The organism is Methanosarcina siciliae T4/M (assembly GCF_000970085.1).
In the GTDB taxonomy this organism is placed as follows: domain Archaea; phylum Halobacteriota; class Methanosarcinia; order Methanosarcinales; family Methanosarcinaceae; genus Methanosarcina; species Methanosarcina siciliae.
On record NZ_CP009506.1, the window covers coordinates 3499468 to 3520409 of the forward strand.

Annotated in this window: 15 protein-coding genes; 9 read left to right on the forward strand and 6 right to left on the reverse strand. The window is 42.6% G+C overall.

Annotated features, from left to right (window positions below; genetic code table 11):
• Positions 1-97 precede the first annotated feature (97 nt).
• Together MSSIT_RS14585 and MSSIT_RS14590 are read right to left on the reverse strand one after the other, a co-directional pair.
• Positions 98-2149, reverse strand: a complete 2052-nt coding sequence (locus MSSIT_RS14585; RefSeq protein ID WP_048173304.1) for a hydantoinase/oxoprolinase N-terminal domain-containing protein — start codon at positions 2147-2149, stop codon at positions 98-100.
• Positions 2150-2509: 360 nt separating this feature from the next.
• On the reverse strand, positions 2510-4432 hold the full coding sequence (locus tag MSSIT_RS14590) for a hydantoinase/oxoprolinase N-terminal domain-containing protein (protein WP_048173306.1): 1923 nt from the start codon (positions 4430-4432) through the stop codon (positions 2510-2512).
• A gap of 358 nt (positions 4433-4790) precedes the next feature.
• On the opposite strand from MSSIT_RS14590, the gene MSSIT_RS14595 reads away from it, so the two are divergent.
• The 5 genes from MSSIT_RS14595 to MSSIT_RS14615 all read left to right on the forward strand — a co-directional run bounded on the left by MSSIT_RS14595 (position 4791) and on the right by MSSIT_RS14615 (position 7904).
• Entirely contained in the window at positions 4791-4979 is a 189-nt protein-coding gene (locus MSSIT_RS14595) for a hypothetical protein (protein ID WP_048173308.1), read from the forward strand.
• Positions 4976-5257, forward strand: a complete 282-nt coding sequence (locus MSSIT_RS14600) for a type II toxin-antitoxin system RelE family toxin (RefSeq protein ID WP_048173310.1) — start codon at positions 4976-4978, stop codon at positions 5255-5257. Before MSSIT_RS14595 ends, MSSIT_RS14600 begins: the two co-directional genes overlap by 4 nt.
• Positions 5258-5769: 512 nt before the next feature.
• A complete protein-coding gene (locus MSSIT_RS14605) occupies positions 5770-6510 on the forward strand; it encodes a M48 family metallopeptidase (RefSeq protein WP_048173311.1) in 741 nt (246 codons plus the stop codon).
• A 260-nt stretch (positions 6511-6770) separates the two neighbouring features.
• Complete coding sequence (locus tag MSSIT_RS14610) at positions 6771-7193, forward strand: hypothetical protein (RefSeq protein WP_048173313.1); 423 nt, start codon at positions 6771-6773, stop codon at positions 7191-7193.
• Positions 7194-7412: 219 nt separating this feature from the next.
• The gene (locus MSSIT_RS14615) at positions 7413-7904 is read left to right on the forward strand and encodes a hypothetical protein (protein ID WP_231589850.1); all 492 of its coding nucleotides are present in this window, start codon (positions 7413-7415) and stop codon (positions 7902-7904) included.
• A 35-nt stretch (positions 7905-7939) separates the two neighbouring features.
• Here MSSIT_RS14615 and MSSIT_RS14620 read toward each other — a convergent pair whose 3' ends face one another.
• Together MSSIT_RS14620 and MSSIT_RS14625 are read right to left on the reverse strand one after the other, a co-directional pair.
• Positions 7940-8491 (reverse strand): hypothetical protein, encoded by a 552-nt coding sequence (locus MSSIT_RS14620; RefSeq protein ID WP_231589851.1) that lies wholly within the window; start codon positions 8489-8491, stop codon positions 7940-7942.
• Positions 8492-9060: 569 nt separating this feature from the next.
• Complete coding sequence (locus tag MSSIT_RS14625) at positions 9061-12408, reverse strand: tetratricopeptide repeat protein (RefSeq protein WP_048173317.1); 3348 nt, start codon at positions 12406-12408, stop codon at positions 9061-9063.
• Between the two features lie 589 nt (positions 12409-12997).
• Between MSSIT_RS14625 and MSSIT_RS14630 the strand changes: the two genes are divergently transcribed.
• Positions 12998-13804: an HD domain-containing protein gene (locus MSSIT_RS14630; protein WP_048173319.1), complete on the forward strand. Its 807-nt coding sequence runs from the start codon at positions 12998-13000 to the stop codon at positions 13802-13804.
• 212 nt (positions 13805-14016) lie between these two features.
• Here the strand turns inward: MSSIT_RS14630 and MSSIT_RS14635 are convergent, their stop codons facing one another.
• Positions 14017-14913: a Nif3-like dinuclear metal center hexameric protein gene (locus MSSIT_RS14635; protein WP_048173321.1), complete on the reverse strand. Its 897-nt coding sequence runs from the start codon at positions 14911-14913 to the stop codon at positions 14017-14019.
• A gap of 551 nt (positions 14914-15464) precedes the next feature.
• On the opposite strand from MSSIT_RS14635, the gene MSSIT_RS14640 reads away from it, so the two are divergent.
• From MSSIT_RS14640 to engB, 3 genes are all read left to right on the forward strand, one after another.
• Entirely contained in the window at positions 15465-17069 is a 1605-nt protein-coding gene (locus tag MSSIT_RS14640) for a BatD family protein (RefSeq protein WP_048173322.1), read from the forward strand.
• A gap of 496 nt (positions 17070-17565) precedes the next feature.
• Positions 17566-18564, forward strand: coding sequence for a single-stranded-DNA-specific exonuclease RecJ (locus MSSIT_RS14645; protein ID WP_048173324.1), 999 nt, complete (start codon positions 17566-17568; stop codon positions 18562-18564).
• Positions 18551-19180: a GTP-binding protein EngB gene (gene engB / locus MSSIT_RS14650; protein ID WP_048173326.1), complete on the forward strand. Its 630-nt coding sequence runs from the start codon at positions 18551-18553 to the stop codon at positions 19178-19180. The genes MSSIT_RS14645 and engB overlap by 14 nt, the downstream gene beginning before the upstream one ends.
• Positions 19181-19222: 42 nt before the next feature.
• Here the strand turns inward: engB and MSSIT_RS14655 are convergent, their stop codons facing one another.
• Positions 19223-20929 carry an ATP-dependent DNA ligase gene (locus tag MSSIT_RS14655; RefSeq protein ID WP_048173328.1) on the reverse strand — a complete coding sequence of 569 codons (1707 nt, stop codon included), beginning with the start codon at positions 20927-20929 and terminating at the stop codon, positions 19223-19225.
• Between the last annotated feature and the right edge of the window lie 13 nt (positions 20930-20942).

Below are 20942 nucleotides of genomic sequence, written 5' to 3' on the forward strand. Positions count from 1 at the left end.
TCTACAGTATCGAGTGAAGTTCTCGAACAAACCCTGGACTTAGTTAGCGATATTTCATGATCCAAATGTACAGGGAAGTTATGAACTTTACCCCTTTTCACTCCCAATTTTCAGTCAGGGAAGTCTCTTCTGGAGAGTTACAGTCCAGGGGTTCTGTCTGTCCCCTATTTCCCTCACAACTGTTGAATAATTCTTTATGCCCGGAAACTGCTTTCTCGTACACGTCCGAGTTTGAGATCCCTTCGAAGATAAGCCTGGTCTCAAGGGGGATATCTCCCGTATGAACTTTTATATCCTTTCTTTCCACATTGATCGTGACCTGGTCCGGAGAAAGCCCTGACTCTGCCATGTAATCAAGGATGAGCTCTCTTCCGAAGCTCTCTGCAAACTCGAGCGCTTCACTCCTGATTATAAAGTGTCGCCTTCCTGTGGGAGTATAGACAAAAACCCCTTTTGTCTTCAGGTCATACTTTGATTCACTGTAAATTGTACGAACTGTGATTTCAACGCGTTTTGTCCCTTTTCCCACAAGGGCTCCCACTGCATTTCCTACACTGGAATACTCCGGGACAAGTATTTCGGCATCGATCAGTCTTTTCAGGTCATCCACATATGCTCTGACCGGGCCTCCCAGAAGGATTACCGGAATATCTACCTTAAAGCGGGAGAAAAAGCTGCCTTCGAGCATTTTTTCGATTTCGTTCCTGTCAACCCCTTCCATAAGGAAGGCAAGGAGGTCTTTTGCCATGTTCCGGGCAAAAAGCCGCTTCACGTCCAAACAGAATTCCTGTCTGTCGGTCCCGAGGAAGTTTGCAAGCAACGTAGCCCCTATTTCCGAGGCTTCGGAATCCCACTCATCGTATTCTCCCAGGACGTGCAGGGCATCGGTCGGGGTAAAGCCGATAACCTGGACAAGCCTCCTCTGGATCAGGGAGTCCATTACTTTTTTTGACGGGAGGATATTTCTGTCCCAGTAGACGTCTTTAAGGGAGAGCGGTTCGTTTCGTATATGGGCGAGAAGCTCCTCTTCTTCTTTGCTCAGGTTTGAAGCCTTCTGTTTTGTCCTCACAAAGAATTTTGTGGCCTGTATATGTTCGTTCAGCTTTAGCCGGTCCGGAATCCAGCGTTTTTTCAGGGTATTCATAAATGACGGATAGAGGACAGCAGCTCTGCAGAGCGGAATAACCCGGCGGGGTCCTATGTTTGTCCTGCTGCCCTGGACCCAGATATGGCTGTCCCCGCCTATTGCCGAGGTCTCCATCCTGAGCGCCCTTACCTTTGTCTGCCAGCCCCCTACAATAGCTCCGTTTTCACTGAGGTAGGGCAGCCCTTTGTGGATAAGCGAGACATCCGTGCTTGTCCCCCCAACATCGATAACAGTACACGTCTCCTGGCCTGAGAGGTAAGACGCCCCTAAAAGGCTTGCAGCAGGGCCCGAAAAGACTGATTCTATGGGCTTTTTCATGGCTTCCTGCATGCTTACGACTGACCCGTCGCAGCGGAGCATTGCAATTCTGGATTCAAGCCCTCTCCTTTCGATTTCGTTTACAACGGTCTTCAAGAATCCTTCTGCTACCGGCAGGAGCTGGGCGTTTAAGTAAGCCGTAACTCCCCTTTCATAGGCTCCCAGAGACTGGGCAAGTTCATGCCCGCAGACAACCGGAAGTCCGGTGAGTTCCTGGATAAGAGCTTTTACTCGCAGTTCATGCTCGGGGTTGCGGACACTGAAATATGAGGAGACTGCAAAAGCCGAGACCCTGTCCTTCAGCCTCAGTACAAAGTTTTCGACTGCGGAAAGGTCGAGGGCTTCAACCTCCTCTCCGCGGCTGTCGTGTCCTCCCTGCACCATTATGCAGTTTGCGACCTCCGAGTCCGCAGGGATTTCATAGTCTCCTACAAGAATAAGTCCAACCGGATATCCTGTCTTTTCCAGGATAGTATTGGTTGCAAGGGTTGTGGAAACCGAAACCATAGTCACAAGTTTCAGCTTTTCCGGGTCAAGCCCGTCAATAGAATTCGTTATTCCTTCAAGAAGGTCGGGATATGTTGTTAGTGCCTTATTTGAACATATAACTTTTCCATCCGAGTTCCTGATTAATATGGAATCTGTATATGTCCCGCCGGCATCGATTCCCAGACTGTATGCCATTTTTTTTACTCCTTATACATTTTTTATTTCGGATCACCCGTAAGGTGCCATTTAGTGATCTCGTTTATGCTTTAAACACTAAAATCGTTCGTAAGCCATTTTTCTTTCAATTTTTTCCGGTTTTCCTTGAAGTCAATTTCCATTAAATCTATTTTTAAATTCTGAAATCCGGAATTATGGAGCAAGCGGATTGTTAAAGAACAAATTTAGAGCTTAAAAGCAAACCCCGGGCTTAAGAACAATTTCAGTTCAAAGCTTCTATCTGGCTTACTTTCAGTCTTTACTTTTGAACCTCTATAATCCGAGTTGTAATATCTGCATTATTGAGGGAAAATATAAATGTTCCGGATGTCCCGGAACTCAGACTTTCGGCATTCCGATTCCTACAAAAACGAGTTTTGATTCTATGGGTATTGCACCTGCCTCACTCAGGGAAATATCTTTTCTGTTCATCTCTATCTGGACCTCGCCCCTGTCAAGCCCGGCCCCGGTCATATATTCCATCACAAGCTGCCTTCCAAGATCTTCGGCGTGTGCCAGGGCTTCTGAGTAGCTCCCGAAGGTTTCCCTACCGCGGGGCGAGAAAAGAAGTACAAGCCTTTTTCTTTCTTTTGAATAGGTGCTCTTGATAAGGATTTCGATCCTTTTTATGCCTTTTCCTACAACAGCCCCTACAGCATTTCCTACTTCCGAGTACCTGGGGACCATGATTTCCGCATCAAGAATCTGTTTCAATTCTTCTGTATAGGCGACGACCGGGCCCCCGATAAGCACGACAGGGATTTTCATCCTGAACTGCGCAAACCTGTCGGACAGGATAATTTTTTCAATTTCCGGGGAGGGAATGTCTTTTAAGACAAAGGACATCAGGTTTACTGCCATATTCTTTGCAACATCCCTTTTTATACGCTTGCAGAGTTCGATGTAGTCTGTCTGCATATACCGTTCGAGAAGTTTTGCCCCGGCAACCGAGGCTTCCGCATCCCAGCCCCTATATTCTCCGAGCACATGCAGGGCATCAGTCGGGGTAAAGCCAATTGCCTGGATAAGGCGTTTTCTGATCAGGGAATCTAGCAAGCCGGGGGACAGGTTTTTCTGTGTTTCCCAGAAGATATCGTTGAGGGAAGTTGGGGTATCTCCTATCCTGTCAAAGAGCTCCTGCTCATAACTCCCAAGCTTTGATGCATCGGCCCCTGTCCTTATGAAGAACTTTGTGGGCTGTACGTTCTCTTCAAGGTGCATGGTCCCGGGGATTCTTCCTTTTCTCAGGACTTCAAGAAAACCGGGGTATTTGACAGCCGCAACACAGAGAGGGATTACCCGACGGGGTCCGATGTTGATTTTCATATTATTTGCCCAGACGTGGCTGTCTCCCCCCATTGCCGAGGTTTCCATACGGATAGCCTTGACCTTGGTCTGCCAGCCCCCTACTACAGCCCCTTCCGGGCAGAGTTCGGGAAGCCCGTTTTCAAGCATGGAAACATCCGTACTCGTCCCGCCCACATCTATGACTGCACAGGTCTCAAGCCCTGAAAGGTGAGATGCCCCTACAAGGCTTGCAGCAGGGCCTGAAAAGATCGATTCTATGGGTTTTTCAAGGGCTTCGTCGATGCCCACCACCGACCCGTCGCATTTGAGCATGAGCAGCCTTGCGTCCATCCCTCTCCTTTTGATCTCTTCCCGGATCGAAAGGATAAACTGGCTTGCAATAGGGATGAGCTGGGCGTTCAAGTAAGCCGTAACCCCTCGTTCATACGCTCCTAGGTCGAGGGAAAGCTCGTGACCGCAGACAACCGGAATGCCCGTAAGTTCCTGAATACGGGTTTTGATTACCATTTCATGCGCAGGGTTTCGGATGCTAAAGTATGAAGAAACTGCAAACGCCGAGACCCGGTCTTTTACCTTTTCGACAAAAGCCTCAACTGCTGTCATATCAAGAGGTTCCAGTTCAGCTCCGTGGTGGTCGTGCCCTCCTTTTACCACTGCATAAAATTCAGCATTCATTTTTTCCGGGATTTCGTAGTCCCCGACAAGAATCAAACCTACAGGATAGCCATTTTTTTCAAGGATCGTGTTTGTAGCAAGAGTTGTAGATACAGACACCATTTTTACTTCTTTTAAGTATTTTTCATCCAGCCCGTCAATTGAATTTTTAATTCCTGCAAGAAGGTCCGGATAGGTCGTAAGTGCCTTGTTCGAGTCCATCACCTTGCCATCGGAATCCCGGATGATGATCGAATCTGTGTACGTCCCTCCTGCGTCAATTCCCATGCTGTACTGCATTTGAAGATCTCCTGTTTCTTTTTTCGTGAATGGGGTTCATGAAATTGTTCATTAATTTAGCTCATGAAATTTCTCATGAGATTTAATTTGCCGAATATGAATAATGCCCAAAATTATATAATAGTTAGTTGAAAAATAACGACACACTCACTGTTATATACGGATTTCCTGTGTTTAGCGTAAGCAGTTTCCAAATTTATCTATAAGATATGACTTTATCTTTATTTAATGCCAAAAATTTATATAATTAGGATTATTTTATATCTTCTTTAAGCGTCTGTTCAGAAAAACCTTAAAAGGTACTTTTGAGCCCGAATAAGTTCCTGGGAGCTCCTATAAACGGATTGAGTTGATTGGCATGACATTTACAGAAATTTTTAATCATTTAAAGGAACTCGAAAAAAGGTTCAATGAAATCAAATACCCTCTTGAAGCTACTTTTCAGCCATCATTTTCCTCTAAAATCCGAAAAGCAGAACGAGACTGTTCACAGTATAATCTGCCTGAGTTTGAAATCGAAGAATTTTTTGAAAAGGTAGAACAATGACATACAGAGTAGCAGTTCACCCCTCAGTCAGCAAAAATCTGAAAAAACTGTACAAACTCGACAGGCCGACATATGATTATGTGAAGGCACGCCTCAGCCTTCTGGTTTACAGTCCCGAAATGGGTTCTCCCCTTGGGGCTGAGTTTGAGGGAAAATGGAGAATTCACATAGGGATATTCGTGTTGATTTACGCCTTTAATAAGGCGAACAATACCCTTACCCTTCTTACCTTTGAACACTATACACGAGCATATGATATGGATACGGCTTACGCCTGAACTGATGCTGAGTCTGAAATGATTCGTCCATTTTATCTCCGGTTATAAAGAATGACCGAATTCGATGGTTTAATGCATTTACCTTATCGGAAAGATGTTGCTGTAGACCCGAAAAGAATTTTTTAATTATGGTACATATAAGTGCCTCCTCCAGCCTGTATGGCGGCCCTGCAAAAAGAAGGAAAAACAGATTCTGAAGAGGATTTTGTATTTTTGAGAAGGTTTCTCCCCTTCGCCGAACGGGACAAATTAGAAATTTCTGCAATTCAGCCCTAAGGGCAAATCTCAAAGTAGTTTCACTTGTCATAAGCTGGCCCCTTTAACCGAAATTCTCAGTATTTGTAGCCCATAAGTCGTTTTTTGACATAAAAGGTCAATCACTTAAAGGTAAACGATCTATTTCACCTGATGCTGTAAAATTCTTAAGGTAAAAGCAGGTTTAAAGATAAAGTTAGAAAGATAAAGTTAGATGTGAAATTGAACGAATTTCAGGACTCAGTGAGGAACCAGCTATGAGAAAAAACGATAGTATCAAAGCTTGCGGCAGAACAATAGACTATGAGATCGTATACAGTAAAAGAAGGAAAAAAGTCTCAATAGTAGTCTGCCCTGACCTCAAGGTGGAGTTCCGCGCTCCTCATGGGCTAAGCTTTGAGGTTATAAGGGATATGCTGCAGAGGAAGGCCGGATGGGTTCAGGAAAAGCTTGACTGGTTCGAAGCAAACCGAGTTCCATGCCAGGAAAAGTGGTATACTGAAGGTGAAATTTATCTCTATATGGGGAGAGAGTATCCCCTGAAAATCCTGGCTAGGGAAGGAATTAAAAAACCCCTTGCTTCCCTCAACGGAGCTGAGCTTATTGTCCTTATTCCTGAAGCTGTTCCTGAGGAGCTGCTGAGGCCTGTACTTGTAAAAAAAGCTGTCTGGGATTTTTATCGGGACTGTGCCGAATCAAATGTTGACAGGCTCTTGAAAGTTTATTCTGAAAAACTGAAGATAACCCCTCCGATTTTTAAGGTAAAACATCAGAAGAGGCGCTGGGGAAGCTGTTCTGCTGATAATGTGCTCAGGATTAATTTCCAGCTTATGATGGCCCCTCCAGAGCAGCTTGAATATGTAGTTGTGCATGAGCTCTGCCACGTAAAGGAGAAGAACCATTCAGCCAGGTTCTGGAAACTAGTTGGGGGACTCATGCCTGGTTATGAGGTACACAGGAAGAGCTTGAAAAAAGAAGGCTGGAAATATGTACTTTAAAGTTAAGTCTGGACCTTAATATGCCTAAAATTCGCAAAAAATTCGTAAAAATCCTTTTTATAAAACACTTTTTCGAGTTTAAAGATTAATATAAAAATTCTTTTTTGAGCATATTGGCAGTTTTGAATTTTGTGAACTAACATTTCAACATTAAATTTTAATTACAAAAGAGTATATTATTTATTAAGGTTAACATCAGGAATTAAGCCAAAAAGATAGTTTGGATAGGGGGTATTTTACTGGAGAATGAGTCCACTTATTTGCACAGTAACAATATTGAAACTGCTATTTCAAATGTTAATAATGCACATACAAATAACTCTGTTACAAAGGGATCTGTTACAAATAACTCTGTTACAAAGGACTCTGTTACAAATAACTCTGTTACAAAGGACTCTGTTATAAATAACTCTGTTACAAAGGACTCTGTTATAAATAACTCTGTTATAAATAACTCTGTTACAAAGGACTCTATCAATCATATCTTCACTAAATTTTTAAATCCCGGAATTGAAGAGCTACCGATTTATCTTCTGGGTATATTATTTATGATGTCCGGATTTTTGCTTTTTATTTATGGTCTTTTTATGAGGCAAATTTACCAGTTTATTATGGGTTTTATTTTTCTGATTTCCGGGCTTATTTTAGACAATGCAAGAGATTCGGACACGAATGGGAAATGAAACTTGAAGAAAAAAAATTATTTGTGAATCTGGAGAAGAAACACTTTGGTAGATTCGAAATAAGAACAGATATCTGTGATTTTTTCAGTTTTCCATTTGTAACCCGAATTTTTCCAATTCTATTCTTTTTTCTTATTCAATCTTTTCAGGATATAAGAATCATTAAATAGTTTTGTTTATTCCTACTTAATAGGAATGTTTATGAATAATTCAGAAAATATGAATTATAAATATCTGATTTTCTTTTTCATCGGAATATTTACTTTTTTCCTGAGTGGGTACGCTCTGACCGGGATTCACCCTCCCACATCGATATACCTTATGTTCGTGATCTATGGAGTCCTCTTTGCAGGCGGGCTGTTAATTTCAAGGGAACGGTCTTCAGTTTTTATCCTTAAGGCATTTGCCGTGTCTCTTGTACCTCTTTTGCTGATCTCCGCAGCATTCTTTGCCCTCGGAGCTCTCAACCACGAGTATTCCAAATCTATAGAAGCCGAAAAACTGGAATTTATACCTGATGAATTTGTTATCGTGACAGAAGAAGAACTTGATGAATATCCAGTGCTGAAGAAAGCTATCGAGTCTCCCGGAGTGTACTTTAGTGCAGATCCTGAAGAATGGAGACGGACGACTGATTTCCTTAAAGAAAAAGGGGCTTATGAGATAAAAGTGGAGAAATATTATTATAGAGTCTCTTTCACTACGGCCTGATTACTGCATGAAAGTTAAAATAGATATATTCTTCATTATCTGAAGGCTGGAACACTACGATTAATTGCTTCTTCACTTTCACTTATGTTCTCATGTCCGCATATAGTACACTTATAATATCTTCTGATTACTCGCTTATTTCCAATTTCTTTTATATCGGGTATCTTGAATTCTTTAACCGTTCCTATTCCACCGCATTTTTTACACTCAATACTTTTCAGATGAATTATAGGCTTCATTTCCCCTTTATTTATAAATATATCCCCAGGCCCTTCCCTTGTATCAATGTTCCCGCAGTACCTGCACTTCCAGTGTCTTGTGACCGTCAGGGTGTAGTCTCCACGATCGCTCGTTTCCTTCAAAACCGGCTCGCCTACTTCTTCGCAGGCAAGCTTCTTGCCACACTTTCTGCAAAAAGTATCCCGGTGGTATTCCAGTACATGCTGTATGAATAAAGAGAAAATGAGTGGAACCATAGATGTCGTTATGCCCAGAACATACAACAAGTCAGGTGTTTCAGTTTTCAGGAAGTTTATTGCAGTGCCCAGAGCCATAGTTATAGAGAGAAGGATGAAAACTTTGCTCATTCTTTTAAGGGTTTTTTCATCAAAAGCATTTATTAAAAAAAGGGAAACACTCTTAAACCTGTGTTTCTTTAACCCGACTGTGCCGATAAATGTATGAGCATTGAGAGATTGTTCACAGCTATTATTTTTAAGGTATTTCTTTTCTAACAGATAATTTTCGAGGTTAATAAACTCAGATTGACGGTACAATTCAAAAGCGCCTCTATCCTTTTTTAGTATTATTTATACTACTTTTTTTGTACTACTTTTTTTGTACTACTTTTTTTGTACTACTTTTTTTGTACTACTTTGGTGTACTCAGTCAATTGTTAAAAAAATTGCGATTTTAATCGACATCGTTATCTGTTTTAAATAATTATCCAAGCTTTATTTAGCCAGTATTCTAGAAGATATAGAGGGTCTTAGTTAGTGATCAAAAGATAATTAAGAGGTACAAAAAAGAAAAAAGAACGGTAAAATAATCGGTTTTAAGGAAGGGTTTCTATCGTTTTCCTTCAAAAAAGTCTGCCGGTATGCCTGAAACCTTAATGGCATACCAGTAATTCTTCTTTTCAGCTAATTTAACTCTTTTAAACCTCATCAGGCTCCGGAACATACCAGTTTTCAACGTCTGTTGTATTTTTCTGGTTGTCTTCAGGTTCTGGAACGTACCAGTATCCTGTTTCATTAGTTTCGGCAGTGTTCCCACGTCCCTCTCCGGAGGAGGTATTGGTTAACTGCTGAGGAGCTTCGGTTATGTTGTTTATGCTGGCATTTTCAGAATAGTTTCCTTCTCCTTCGTACCATCTTACAGGCAGAGAATAGTTAAGGTCACTTCTGTATGTTTCGGGGATAAAGATGCGAGTTCCCCTGTTCTGAAGAGATGGAACAAAGCCAGGGTCGATAGCATCAAGCTTTGTCTTACATGCCGAAGCGTCCTCGTATTCTTTTATGCGGTAGTGCGCAAAACGCTTGTTATAAAGGACAGACGGTTCATTGGGGTTGATTGCAAGAGCACTATCATAAGAATTGATCGACTCATTAACCTCTCCCATTACATTGTATAGATACCCTTTATTGTACCATGCCGTTATGCAGTCTGGTTTTAATTGCACCACTTTATCAAAGCATTCAACGGCAGCAATGTTGCTACTTATAGCGAAATTAGCGCATCCTTTGAAGTACCAGGCTGCAGCATTGTCTGGAGCATACTCAATGGCTTTGTCGTAGCTGGCAATTGCTTCCTGATATCTCTCCATTTTAGCGTAAGCAAAACCCTTGTTATTTATCGCATCGATATTTTTCGGGTCAAGCGCAAGAATCTGATCATAACAGGCGATTGCGGCTTCGAAATCTCCCATCGCTTCCAGAGCCTTGCCCTGTCGGTACATTATCTCTCTGTTCTCAGGCGTCATCAGGAGAATCTCCCCATAAGTTGAAGCAGCTTCTTCATACCTCCCGAGTTCTTCAAACAAAGAGGCTTTCTCAGCCATTACCTTTGAATTGGAAGGGTCAAGTTGCAGGATTCTGTTGTAGTCTTCAAGGGCCTCTTCCTGCTTTCCGGATCTTCTCAGAGCAAAAGCTCGGCCATCCAAGGCCTCTATGTTTTCCGGCTCAAGTTTGAGAAGAGGGTTGAAACAGGCAACTGCTTCCTCGTACCTGCCAAGATTTACAAGGGCTTGAGATTTTCCCTGTAGGGCTTCAGGATCACTGGAGTTGACAGCAAGTAACTGGTCGTAGTAAGCAACCGCTTCTTCCGATCTTCCAAGAGTATTCGAGATAGAAGCCATCCCATACCAGGCATTGCTCGACTGAGGGTCAAGATCGAGAGCTTTTTTGTAACACTCCAGAGCTTCCTCGCTTCTTCCGAGTTTGTCAAGGGCAGAGCCTTTCTCATACCAGGCTTCGGTGCGTAAGGGGTTAATCGAAAGAGCCGTATCGTAAGCATACAGGGCATCCTCGTACATCTCAAGTTTGCTGTATGTTGAAGCTTTGCCGTACCAGGCTGCATCGTAACTGAATTCCGGACTCAGGTCATCAAAGTACTCTGAAAAGTCCGAGCTCTCTTCAGAACTTGAATATTTGTAGCCCAGAAGATAAGACCAGAAGCCTCCTGAAATTGCATTTTTAGGGCTGACTTCTGGGTCTTTCCCCTCAGATGAATTGGGAGTTGAATCCCCATACAACTCTTCCGTATCCTTGTTCAATCTGAAACGGGCAATAGAATACCCGGGATTTATCCGGAGAGCCTGACTGTAGCAGTCTGAAGCTTCCTGATACCTTTCCAGCTGGTCAAGAAGAAGACCCTTGTTGTACCAGATTTCAGCACTATCAGGGGCTGCGGCAAGAACTTTTTCATAGCATACAAGAGCCTCTTCATAGTCTCCTGTTTTTGCCAGGGCAAAAGCTTTGCCGTACCATGCAAGTGTATAGTTTTCATCAAGGTTTACAGCTTTATCAAAATTTTTTGCGGCATCTTTGTATTGCCCAAGTTTTGAAAAATCGTATCCTTTCCTATACCAGACTTTCGCATATCCGGAGTCCAGTTTCAGGGCTTTATCATAGCAGTCAGCAGCTTCTTCATACCTGTTAAGTCTGTCAAGGTCCTGGCCTTTCCTGTACCAGACCATTGCGTGTCCTGATTCTGTCTCCAGTACACTATCATAACATTCAAGAGCAGATTCGTAGTTTTCGAGTTTATCAAAAGCCAGTCCTTTGTCGTACCAGATTTTAACTGCAGAAGATTTAAACTCGGGAACTTCAGAATACCCGGGAAGTGAAGAATCATAAGCATTAAACTCTTCGAGAAGAGCATCTCCAACCTCCTCCACCTCAATTCCTGCATCCGGATTAAGGGCTCTGTCATAGCATGTTATTGCAGCGTCGTAATCTCCCATCGCATTAAGCACGGAACCTTTACTGTACCATGCATCAGCGTTATCAGGACTGTAAATGAGAATCTCTTCATAGCACTGCAGGGCCTCTTCGTTTCTACCAAGCTGCTCGAGACAGAAACCTTTCTTCTGCAAGGCACTGAGGTTTTCAGGCTCTGAAAGGAGGACAAATTCGTAACAGGTCAGGGCATCCTGATACATCTCCATCCCCTCAAGGTCTACGCCTTTATTATACCAGGCCTCCGTAAGGTCAGGATTGAGGGAAATTGCTTTGTCGTAACATTGTATTGCAGCTTCATAATCTCCGGACATATCATACATTATTCCTTTCTGAGTCCAGAGTTCAAAATCGTCAGGAGTAATGTTAAGTGCTTCGTCAAAACACTTCATTGCTTCTTCGTAGTTTTCAAGCCCGGCGTAAGCTTTTCCTTGCATTTTCTGATTTTTGGACGCGTTGGAGCCCAGGTCAATTGAACTATCATAAGAAGCTAATGCCTCCTGTTCCAGACCGAGTTTCTCAGAGGCAAGGGCTTTCTGGAACCAGACTCTGGAAAGATAGCTGTCCGTAGCAAAACTTTTCTCATAACAATTGAGAGCCTCTACATAATTTTGTGTCTGAAGATATTCATTGCCTCTTTGATACCAACCCCAGGAAGAAGCCGGGAAGTTTTCAAGAGCTCTATCATAGCAGTCAATAGCTTCTTCGTATCTTTCGAGCGATGTCAGAGCACAACCCTTTCCATACCATGCCATTGAAGAATTCGAATCCATTTCAAGTGCGTCGTCAAAACATTCAATAGAAAGCTCGTATTCTTTAAGAGAATAGAGATTATTGCCTTTATTTAACAGGCCTTCTACAGAAACAGGACGCTGCGCAAGTACCTCTTCAAGTGAGGGAGGAGAAACAGGCTCGCCATCCCCTACAGTATTCTGCTGATCCTCCATTGCTCCTGCTACATGTAAAAAACCTTCGCTGGCAGATAAACTACAAGCCAGGAGAATGAAGAAACAAGCAATCAGGTAAATTTTTTTAATTGAGCTCATTAAATACCCCGATTTATTCTAATGAGTTCCTGTGGTAAATTTTCATAAGCAGTCTATCAGTATCCTTTAAGGTTACTCTTATAGTTTCCTGAATGACGTAAATAAGAACATTCAGGGATGAATGTGACTATATAATTTTTTTTGATTATCCAATAGATAGTTTGTCCAGTTCAAATCGATCCTCATCCCTATAATTTCTCAGTAGATACTTACTTAATTCTAGGAATCCCTTCCTTATATAATTTATGCAGTTTAAAAAGGAAGTGTCAGGTTAAATGTGAGAATTATTAGTTGTCACTATTTTTTAGGGCTGATAAACCCATCTAATTTCCGTGTTTTTTTGGATGTTTAATTTCCGGTTAACTGTTAAATTCACAGGAAAATGTTGAATTTATAGCGGATATTCATGGTGTTTACAGATAGTGTTAGGTTCCGGTAAATTGCAAGGTTTATATCTTAAAGGGGATTAAATTCTCTTACTATTGTTTGGAGTAATAAATATTATTATTTAAAACGCAAAAACCTTTTCAGTACAAAATTTGCAAGATATGCATAAAGTATATACCTCAACATTTCTTATTGCAGAAGCATGCAGAAGGAAGATCTGGATTATTTTCGGGAATGGTTTTTCGAGTATGTTAACAGATTCTTTTCCTCCGACTCTTTCATCCGGGAAAATATTGAGCTAAAGATCGAACACACTCGCAGAGTTTGTGAAAATATCCTTTTAATTGCAAAATCTGAGAAAATAAGCGAAAAGGAATGCATTCTTGCCGAAACAATAGCTCTGTTCCATGACCTTGGTCGTTTTGAGCAGTTCACTAAATATAACACTTTTAACGATTCCGAATCGGAAAATCATGCGGTTCTGGGTGTGAAAATTCTGAATAAAGAAGGAATTCTGACTCGTCTTCCCGGAAATGAAATAAGGCTAATCCTGAAAGCTGTAGAATATCACAACCTGATGGAAATTCCGGGAGATGTGGCCCTCTCCGACAAACTTCATTTTTTCTGCCGGCTGATAAGGGACGCGGATAAGATTGATATCCTGAGGCTTGCCAGTGAAGGGTATGCAGAAGAGGAAAAATGTCGTAACCCGGCACTTGAACTATATCTGCCTGATACAAAAGGGTATTCGGAACCCATGGTATCAGAGATCCTGAATAACCGGATGGCGAGAATTGAGGACATGAAAAACAGAAACGACATTAAACTTCTTCGCCTGAGCTGGATTTTTGACCTCAATTTTCCTGTAACTTTTACTCTCCTTAAAGAGTACGGTTATCTGGAGTCAATCATATCCTCCTTACCTGAATCAAAAGAAACGGAAGTTTTAAAAAAGCATCTTGAAAAATATCTGGATACAATAGAGTCAGAAGCCAGAAGTTTTTCTTAATTTGGGTGTCGTTTTATCGGGCACTTTTTACTGGCTGGCGGGCCGGCTCAGATCCGATGCGGCAGAGGGAAAGAAAACTGAAAGCTCCTATCCCCGGCCACCGGGGTAGATCAACTGAGTAATCAGGACTCACCAAAATGTCCATAAATTTAAAAATGTGAATTAGACCATTTTTCTGGAAATATCGGTTAAGTAGTACTTGTTGGAGAAGATTATTCAATGTATCTTCTACCATATTCATTACCAAGACTACGCCGATAATCCGAACGTATCTGGTTTCTCGACTGTTCTTCTAGCATTAACTCAAAGGAATCTTTTTCGGTTTCTTCCTGGTTGCAGGGTTCTTTTTCTTCGTTTTTTGGCCCGTAGTTAACCGCCCTTAAGCCGGAAGGCTGGTCGATGAACTCAACCTCAATTCCAGTAAGGTTCCGAAGCCTGGGACATAGGGCTTCCATACCCGGATTTTCCGTTGCATAATGGCTTGCGTCTATCAGGCAGAGATCTTCGTATGCCCGGAGAATGTCATGCTTAAGTTCGGATGATATAACTGCATCAACCAAGTTTTTCCTTGCGAGTTCGAGATATTCGTTTCGAAAGCCGCTACCCCCTATAACCATTACCTTACGGATTTCTTCCTTTTCCCCGGCATACATAACAGGGGTCTGAAGGCAGTCCGAAACATGGGTTGCCAGTTCAGCTGAAGAACAGGGTTCGATTTCTCCCATCCTGCCAATTTCCGTACTCCTTATATTTTTGAGCCTCAGGCGGGCTGCAAGGACGTCGTTAATTCCCCCTTCAGCTCTATCGTAATTGGTGTGCATGCTGTAGAGGGATATGCCATTTTCAAGAGCAATTCTGAGGGAATCTGCCAGATATTTCGAAATAATGTTTACAGGATGAAAAATGAGGGTATGATGAGTGATCAGCATGTCTGCTTTCATTTCCGCGGCTTTTTTAAGTACGTAAGAGTTGGCATCCAGAGCAACTGCTATCTTTTTCACGTCACCCTCAAGCCCAAGGATCAAACCAATTCGACCTTTATCAAAATCATCAGCAAGCTCGGGTGGAGCTATCTCTTCAAGGATCTGTATAATTTTTTTAAGTTCCATTGAAAAACCTCCGGAAACCGGAAAAATTTGAAATCGATAGTTTTACCAGTCAAAATTTAGGCAGTCAGAATCAAATATCAGGTTATCAGGATTCAAATTAAGTGTTTATGGCATTTAATCCCAGCCCTGAGTTCGAATTTCATCCATGAATTAAAACTTTTCAACAGAACAAAGGTTCCATTCTTAAGAAGCTGGTCCCTTTCAACAAAATATTCCAGATCATTGCCAAAAATTAAAATACAATATATGAAGATATTTTATAGAGATATATGCAAGATATTTCAAAAAGATAAAAATCTAAAATTCACATCCATTTAGTTATCATCGGAAAAATATAAGCCATATAGCAATTATTTTAAGTGGAATTTGCTGGGGGCAAAATCCATGATACATATAAATATAGTAAGACCGTTTGACAATTACTTTTTAAATATATACAAAAATCGATAATTAAAAAATATTGGTTAAACCGCAAATCTACACAGGCTAAAAATGTACGTTTCCGTTGTCCGGATCCGATGTAATCAGCATCAAAGTTAAGGAAGGTAACCATGACTAAAAGGATTGCTTTGATTGTATTGCTTGCCGTTTTTGTTTTCTCTACGTTCTCGATGGTTGCTCTTGCGACGGATGAAGTGGAGTGGGTGGAGAAAAAGAATGATGCAAAACTTTATTGGGGAGATACGATAACCGTAGACGGTTACGAAATAAAAGCAGAGGATTTCAACGAAGATAAGATGGTCTTCGTTTCGATTTCAAAGGACGGGGAAAAATTAAAGGCTGCTCCTTTAACGGCAGGGATGGAATTTGAATATGACGACGAGATAAAGGTTTATGTCCAGAAAGTGGATCCAAACTATGAAGTCATCAAAAAGAACGGAAAAGAGTTCAAGACCGGAAACTGGAATCCTTATGCCGAACTGGATATTCTTATTAGAGGGAAACCGAATTTTGACATAGATGTTGACACCGAAAAAGATACATACGACTCTAAATCTACGGGGGATGGCAGAATCGATGTGTCGATAACGGTTAAAAATGACGGAGATGCTAAGGCTGAAAACGTTGCGTTGACTGTTGATACAGCCGGACTGGAAGTGCTCAGTGGAAAAACGAAGTATACATACACAAAAATTCTTAAAGATGAGACTGTTGAGCCTATTACTCTCACACTGAAAACGCCTACTCCCTGGGAAGATACAGATTTCAAAATAATCGCAAAAACTACATGTGAGGACATTAAGGATAACAAATATGAACATTCGGGTTCCAAAACAATAAAAATCGAAAAAAAATGGGACCTTATTATTACAAAGAGTACTACAAAAGAACGCCATATGGGAGAAACGGTATATGTTTCAGTCAATGTTCGGAACGGAGGGCTCTGCGATATAAATGATATCGTCCTTAAAGATTCGATCGTTTCCAACATGCATCTCCAGAAGGATACAACACTTGAAAAGACGTTTTCTCTAAAAGCCGGAGAAAAAGCTGAAGATGTTTTTGAATACACCCTCATTCCGGAAAAACCCGGAGAATTTACCTTCCCGAAAACCGTAGCTACCTTCACCCTTGCAAACGGGGAAAGCAAAAAAGTGGAATCCGAGAATTCGGAAAAGACAAAAATTTACGGGCCCCATATTGAAATCACGAAAACCGTTGATAAAAAGCAGTTAAATCCTGGAGACAAACTGACTGTAAAGGTTACTGCAAAGAACAATGGAAATGTTGACGCAAGTGTAAAAGTAACCGATACCGTACCTTCCGAAGCTAAACTTATAAGCGGAGAAACAAGCTTCAGCCAGGTTCTCGGAAGTGGCGGTGGCTCAAAGACCATCACTTACGTCCTTCAGATGAACAAAGAAGGGGAGATTGAGATTCCTGCCTGCAAAGCAAGTTTCTTCGATCTCGACAAATATTCAGGAGAGGTCTACTCAGGGACTTCCGTAGTTAATGTGGGAACAACAATTACCCTTGAAGGAAGCAGTTCACAAACGGAAAGTTCAACCGCATCCAACCAGGAAAAAGAGGATTCGAGCCAGGTGAGTACAGGTGAGACTGAAGAAGATTATGGAGACACTCCAGGATTCAGTTCCCTGCTTGCTGTAACGGGAATTCTGGCGGGTACGGGGCTTCTGAGAAGGAGACGGGTCTGAAAGGCTTAAAAAGTTAAATAAGAGTCCGAATTTTCCCGGTTTTTCCGGGAGTCCTTTAGAGTCCTTTATCTTCTTAACTATCCTTTTTCGCCCGGTTACTTCACTTCCGTACTGCTAAATTCCAGTATCTTCTTTCCTTAATTTTTTCCCGTATTGAAAGACGGTTTTCAGGGTTCCGGGAAGTGTTCCCTTGAACGAGGGGACATTTATTCAGCTTATTATTTCTCTTAATCGCGTGTTGGTTTACAGGTTATTTTTCATTGGTTGACGGCTGGCCCGGAATAAGTTCGGCGCAGGGAAAGAGAACTGGAATATTTCCTTTGGGATTCCGGAATAGATCAGCAATGATTGTACTGCCTGCTCATTAGGATAAAAAAGATAAAATTAACAATCAGAACGTAGAACTTCCATAAAACCGTTGAATAAAATAGAAAATCAGGTGCCTTATAAAGGAGCGCGAAATATACCATCTAACAGAAGTAAAAGGAATCGAAACATGAAAGAACCCCAGAACCAGCTTAAAGCGAAAACCTTGATCCTGACTCATGGTGACTCTGACGGGATATGTTCGGGAGCAATTGCAAAAAGTGCCTATCCGGAAGCATATGTCTATTTCACAAGTCCTGTCAGTCTTCTGGACAAGTTAGATCTCATTGAAGACGTTGAGAATCTTATAATCTGCGATATTGCTATAGAGGAAAAGCGCTGTTCTGAACTCTACTCTGCACTCAATAAATTAGCGGAAGAATGCAACCTGTATTACATTGATCACCATCCGCTGCCGGAAGGGTGCGGAAAAGAGAACTGGTTTTTTCACGATACGGGGGTATGCGCCTCTGAACTCACTTACAGGGTATTTGAAGAGATCCTGAGCCAGGAAATGAGGAGAGTGGCAATCTACGGAGCTATAGGCGACTTCTGTGACAATACACCCTGTGTAAGAAGCTGGGTAAGAGATTGGGATAAAAGGAGCCTATTTTTTCAGGCCGGGACTCTGATACAGGCAATACTTCATAAGGGGAAAGACTATGATTTCAAGAGAATCCTGCTTGAACCCCTCTCAAAAGATGTAATTCCTTCAAATATTCCCGATCTGCTCGAGCTTGCCAGGGAAGCTGCAATTAACGAAGAGAAAATCAGGCTTTTTGTTAAAGAAAATGTGGAAGTCCTGAAAAACAGTGCGTATATTGTAAATACGAATAACTCCATCTCAAAGGCAGCGATCTATGCAGCCTCCTATGGCAAAAGGGAAGTGGGAATTGCAGCCGAATACCGGGAGAAAAAGGGTGTTTACGACCTGAGCATTCGTTCCCGGGGTAAGGCTGACATAAACCGTCTCCTTCGCTCAATTGCTCCTAAGTTTGGAGGGAGCGGCGGAGGACATCCTGTTGCAGCAGGAGCGCGTATTCCTGAAAATTCCCTTGAGGCTTTCCTCAGAGCTTTTGATAAAAAGCTTGGGGAAGCAAATGAGGTAAAATACAATGGAAACAAGTAAAACTGTATCTGAAAGCGGTATAAATCTCGAAATGATCTTTGTCGGGCGTTCAAATGTGGGCAAATCCTCCCTTCTAAAGGAGCTCTTCGGGGCAAAAGTGAAGGTAGGAAAACGCCCTGGTGTCACATTACGCCCAACTCACGTCCTGGTCTCCGACTTTCTCATTACGGATATGCCGGGTTTCGGTTTCATGAGCGGGGTAAAGGACCGGAAACAGGATATAGTGAAAGATAAAACCGTACATTATATTGAGGACAACGCCGAAAGGATCAAAATAGGGGTTCTTGTAATAGACGGACCTTCCTTCCCTGAAATTGTAGACCGCTGGGACTCAAGGGATCAGATCCCTATCGACGTTGAAATGTTTGATTTTCTGAGGGAAATAGGGATTGACACAATTGTTGCTGCAAACAAGATGGATAAAGTAAAAGCAGACGAGCATGACGAACTCCTTGATGAAGTCGCGGTGCGCCTCGGACTTGAGCCACCCTGGCAGAACTGGAAGCATATCATTGCTCCGATAAGCGCCAAAAAAGGAGAGTTGAAAGCCTTAAAGGGCCTCCTCCGGGACAGGCTGCATGAAATGAAAAGGGACGACCTGTTCAAGTATATTTGATTTTCTGTCTCGTGATCTAACCAGAATTAAAAAAAGTAAGAGTTAAAGTCTTTTCAGCTGCTGGCCGTAGACGCGCCCAATCCGCTGGATGGTATCGGCTTCTTCGGGGGCTTTATCGTCCCGGATACGGATAAAACGGGGAAAACGCAGGGCAAAGCCCGAATCGTAGTTGGGGCTTTTCTGGATTTCCTCAAAAGCGATTTCCAGAACAACCTTCGGCCTTATTGCAAAGACTCCTCCGGCTTCTCCGCCTTCCATCAGGCCGGAGAGCATTTCCGTGAGTTCCTTCAACTGCTCATCGGTAAGCCCTGTGCCAACCTTGCCAACCTGCATGAAGCGCATGGTCTCAGGGTCATAGCAGGCAACCGAATATGAACCTATCAGGTTTGCCCTGCGCCCGTAGCCCCATTCTGCTCCCACAACCACAAGGTCAAGGGTTTCCATAAGAGGTTTTTTCTTCAGCCAGTTTTTGCCACGTTTGCCTGGGGAATATGTCGAGTTCGGGTTTTTGACCATGACACCTTCATGTCCGGCATTCAAGGCTTCCCTGTAGATCTTTTCCACAAGCTCAAGGTCTCCGGTTATCACCTGCTCGTCCACGGAGATGGACTTTGAGTCTTCAACCGAGCTCTCCACACAGGATTCAAGAGCTTTTCGCCGTTCAACAAGGGGGAGATCGATCAGGGTTTTTCCGTTCAGGTACATAATGTCAAAGAGGTTGAGCTGGATAGGAATTCCGAGCGCTTTTTCCTCTACATCGTACTTGCGCCGAAAACGCTTGAGGATCTCCTGAAAAGCCCTGGGTTTTCCGTTTTCATCCACAGCTACGGCTTCCCCGTCAAGAATTGCGGACTCGGCTTTTACATGTTTCCGGACTATTCCGACAAGGTCAGGGAGGGAATTTGTGACGTTTTCAAGCTTCCGGGAAAAAAGAGTAACCGAATTTCCGCTCTTATGGATCTGAACCCTTGCCCCATCGAATTTCCACTCAATTGCAGCTTCCTTCATTTCCCTTATATCGGCATCTATATCAGGGCTGATCTGAGAGAGCATCATTTTTATGGGGCGATTTATCTCGATCCCCAGACTCTCAAGGGCTTCTATCCCGTCTTTCTTGGCAGCTGCAGCAACTATCCCCAGATCATTTGTGACCATGAAGGCATGTTCTACCTTATCCGCAGGGACGGAAAAGGCTCTGGCAATCGCATCCCGGACAACGCCTTCTCCTACCCCAATTCGAAGTTCCTCAAGGGCAAGCCTGGAAATGTACTTTGCTTCCCTTGGAGTTGAGGAATTAAAGAGGAACTGAAGGTTTTTTATTTTGAGTTCCTGAGAACCTTTCCCAGAGGCTTCCGAAGCTGTTTTGAACCGCTGGTAAACCTCAGTTATCGAAAGTTCCGGCTGCTCCTCGAGGAAAGAAGAAAATGTCACCTGATTTTTCCTTTTCTCCTTTAAAATAAGAAGTGCGGTTTCCCCTATGTCTCCTGTGGTCCGGATAAGAGATTCTATACTTCTTATAGACATTCCGGAGGCTTTGGAGAGAGAACTATACAGCAGGCTTGTGCCGATCCCGAGTTGCTTTCCACTCCAGGCAGGAAAAACCTCACTCATTATAAAATGAGTTGCAAGAGGCAGTTCTTCCACGTCGACATTTTTGAGAAGGTCGGCAACCTTATTTGTAGTTTCTATAGTGCTCGATATCTTTTCAATCGCCTGGCAGATTTCTGCAAATTCCCTGAAGCTTGTCATGATCCACGCAGTT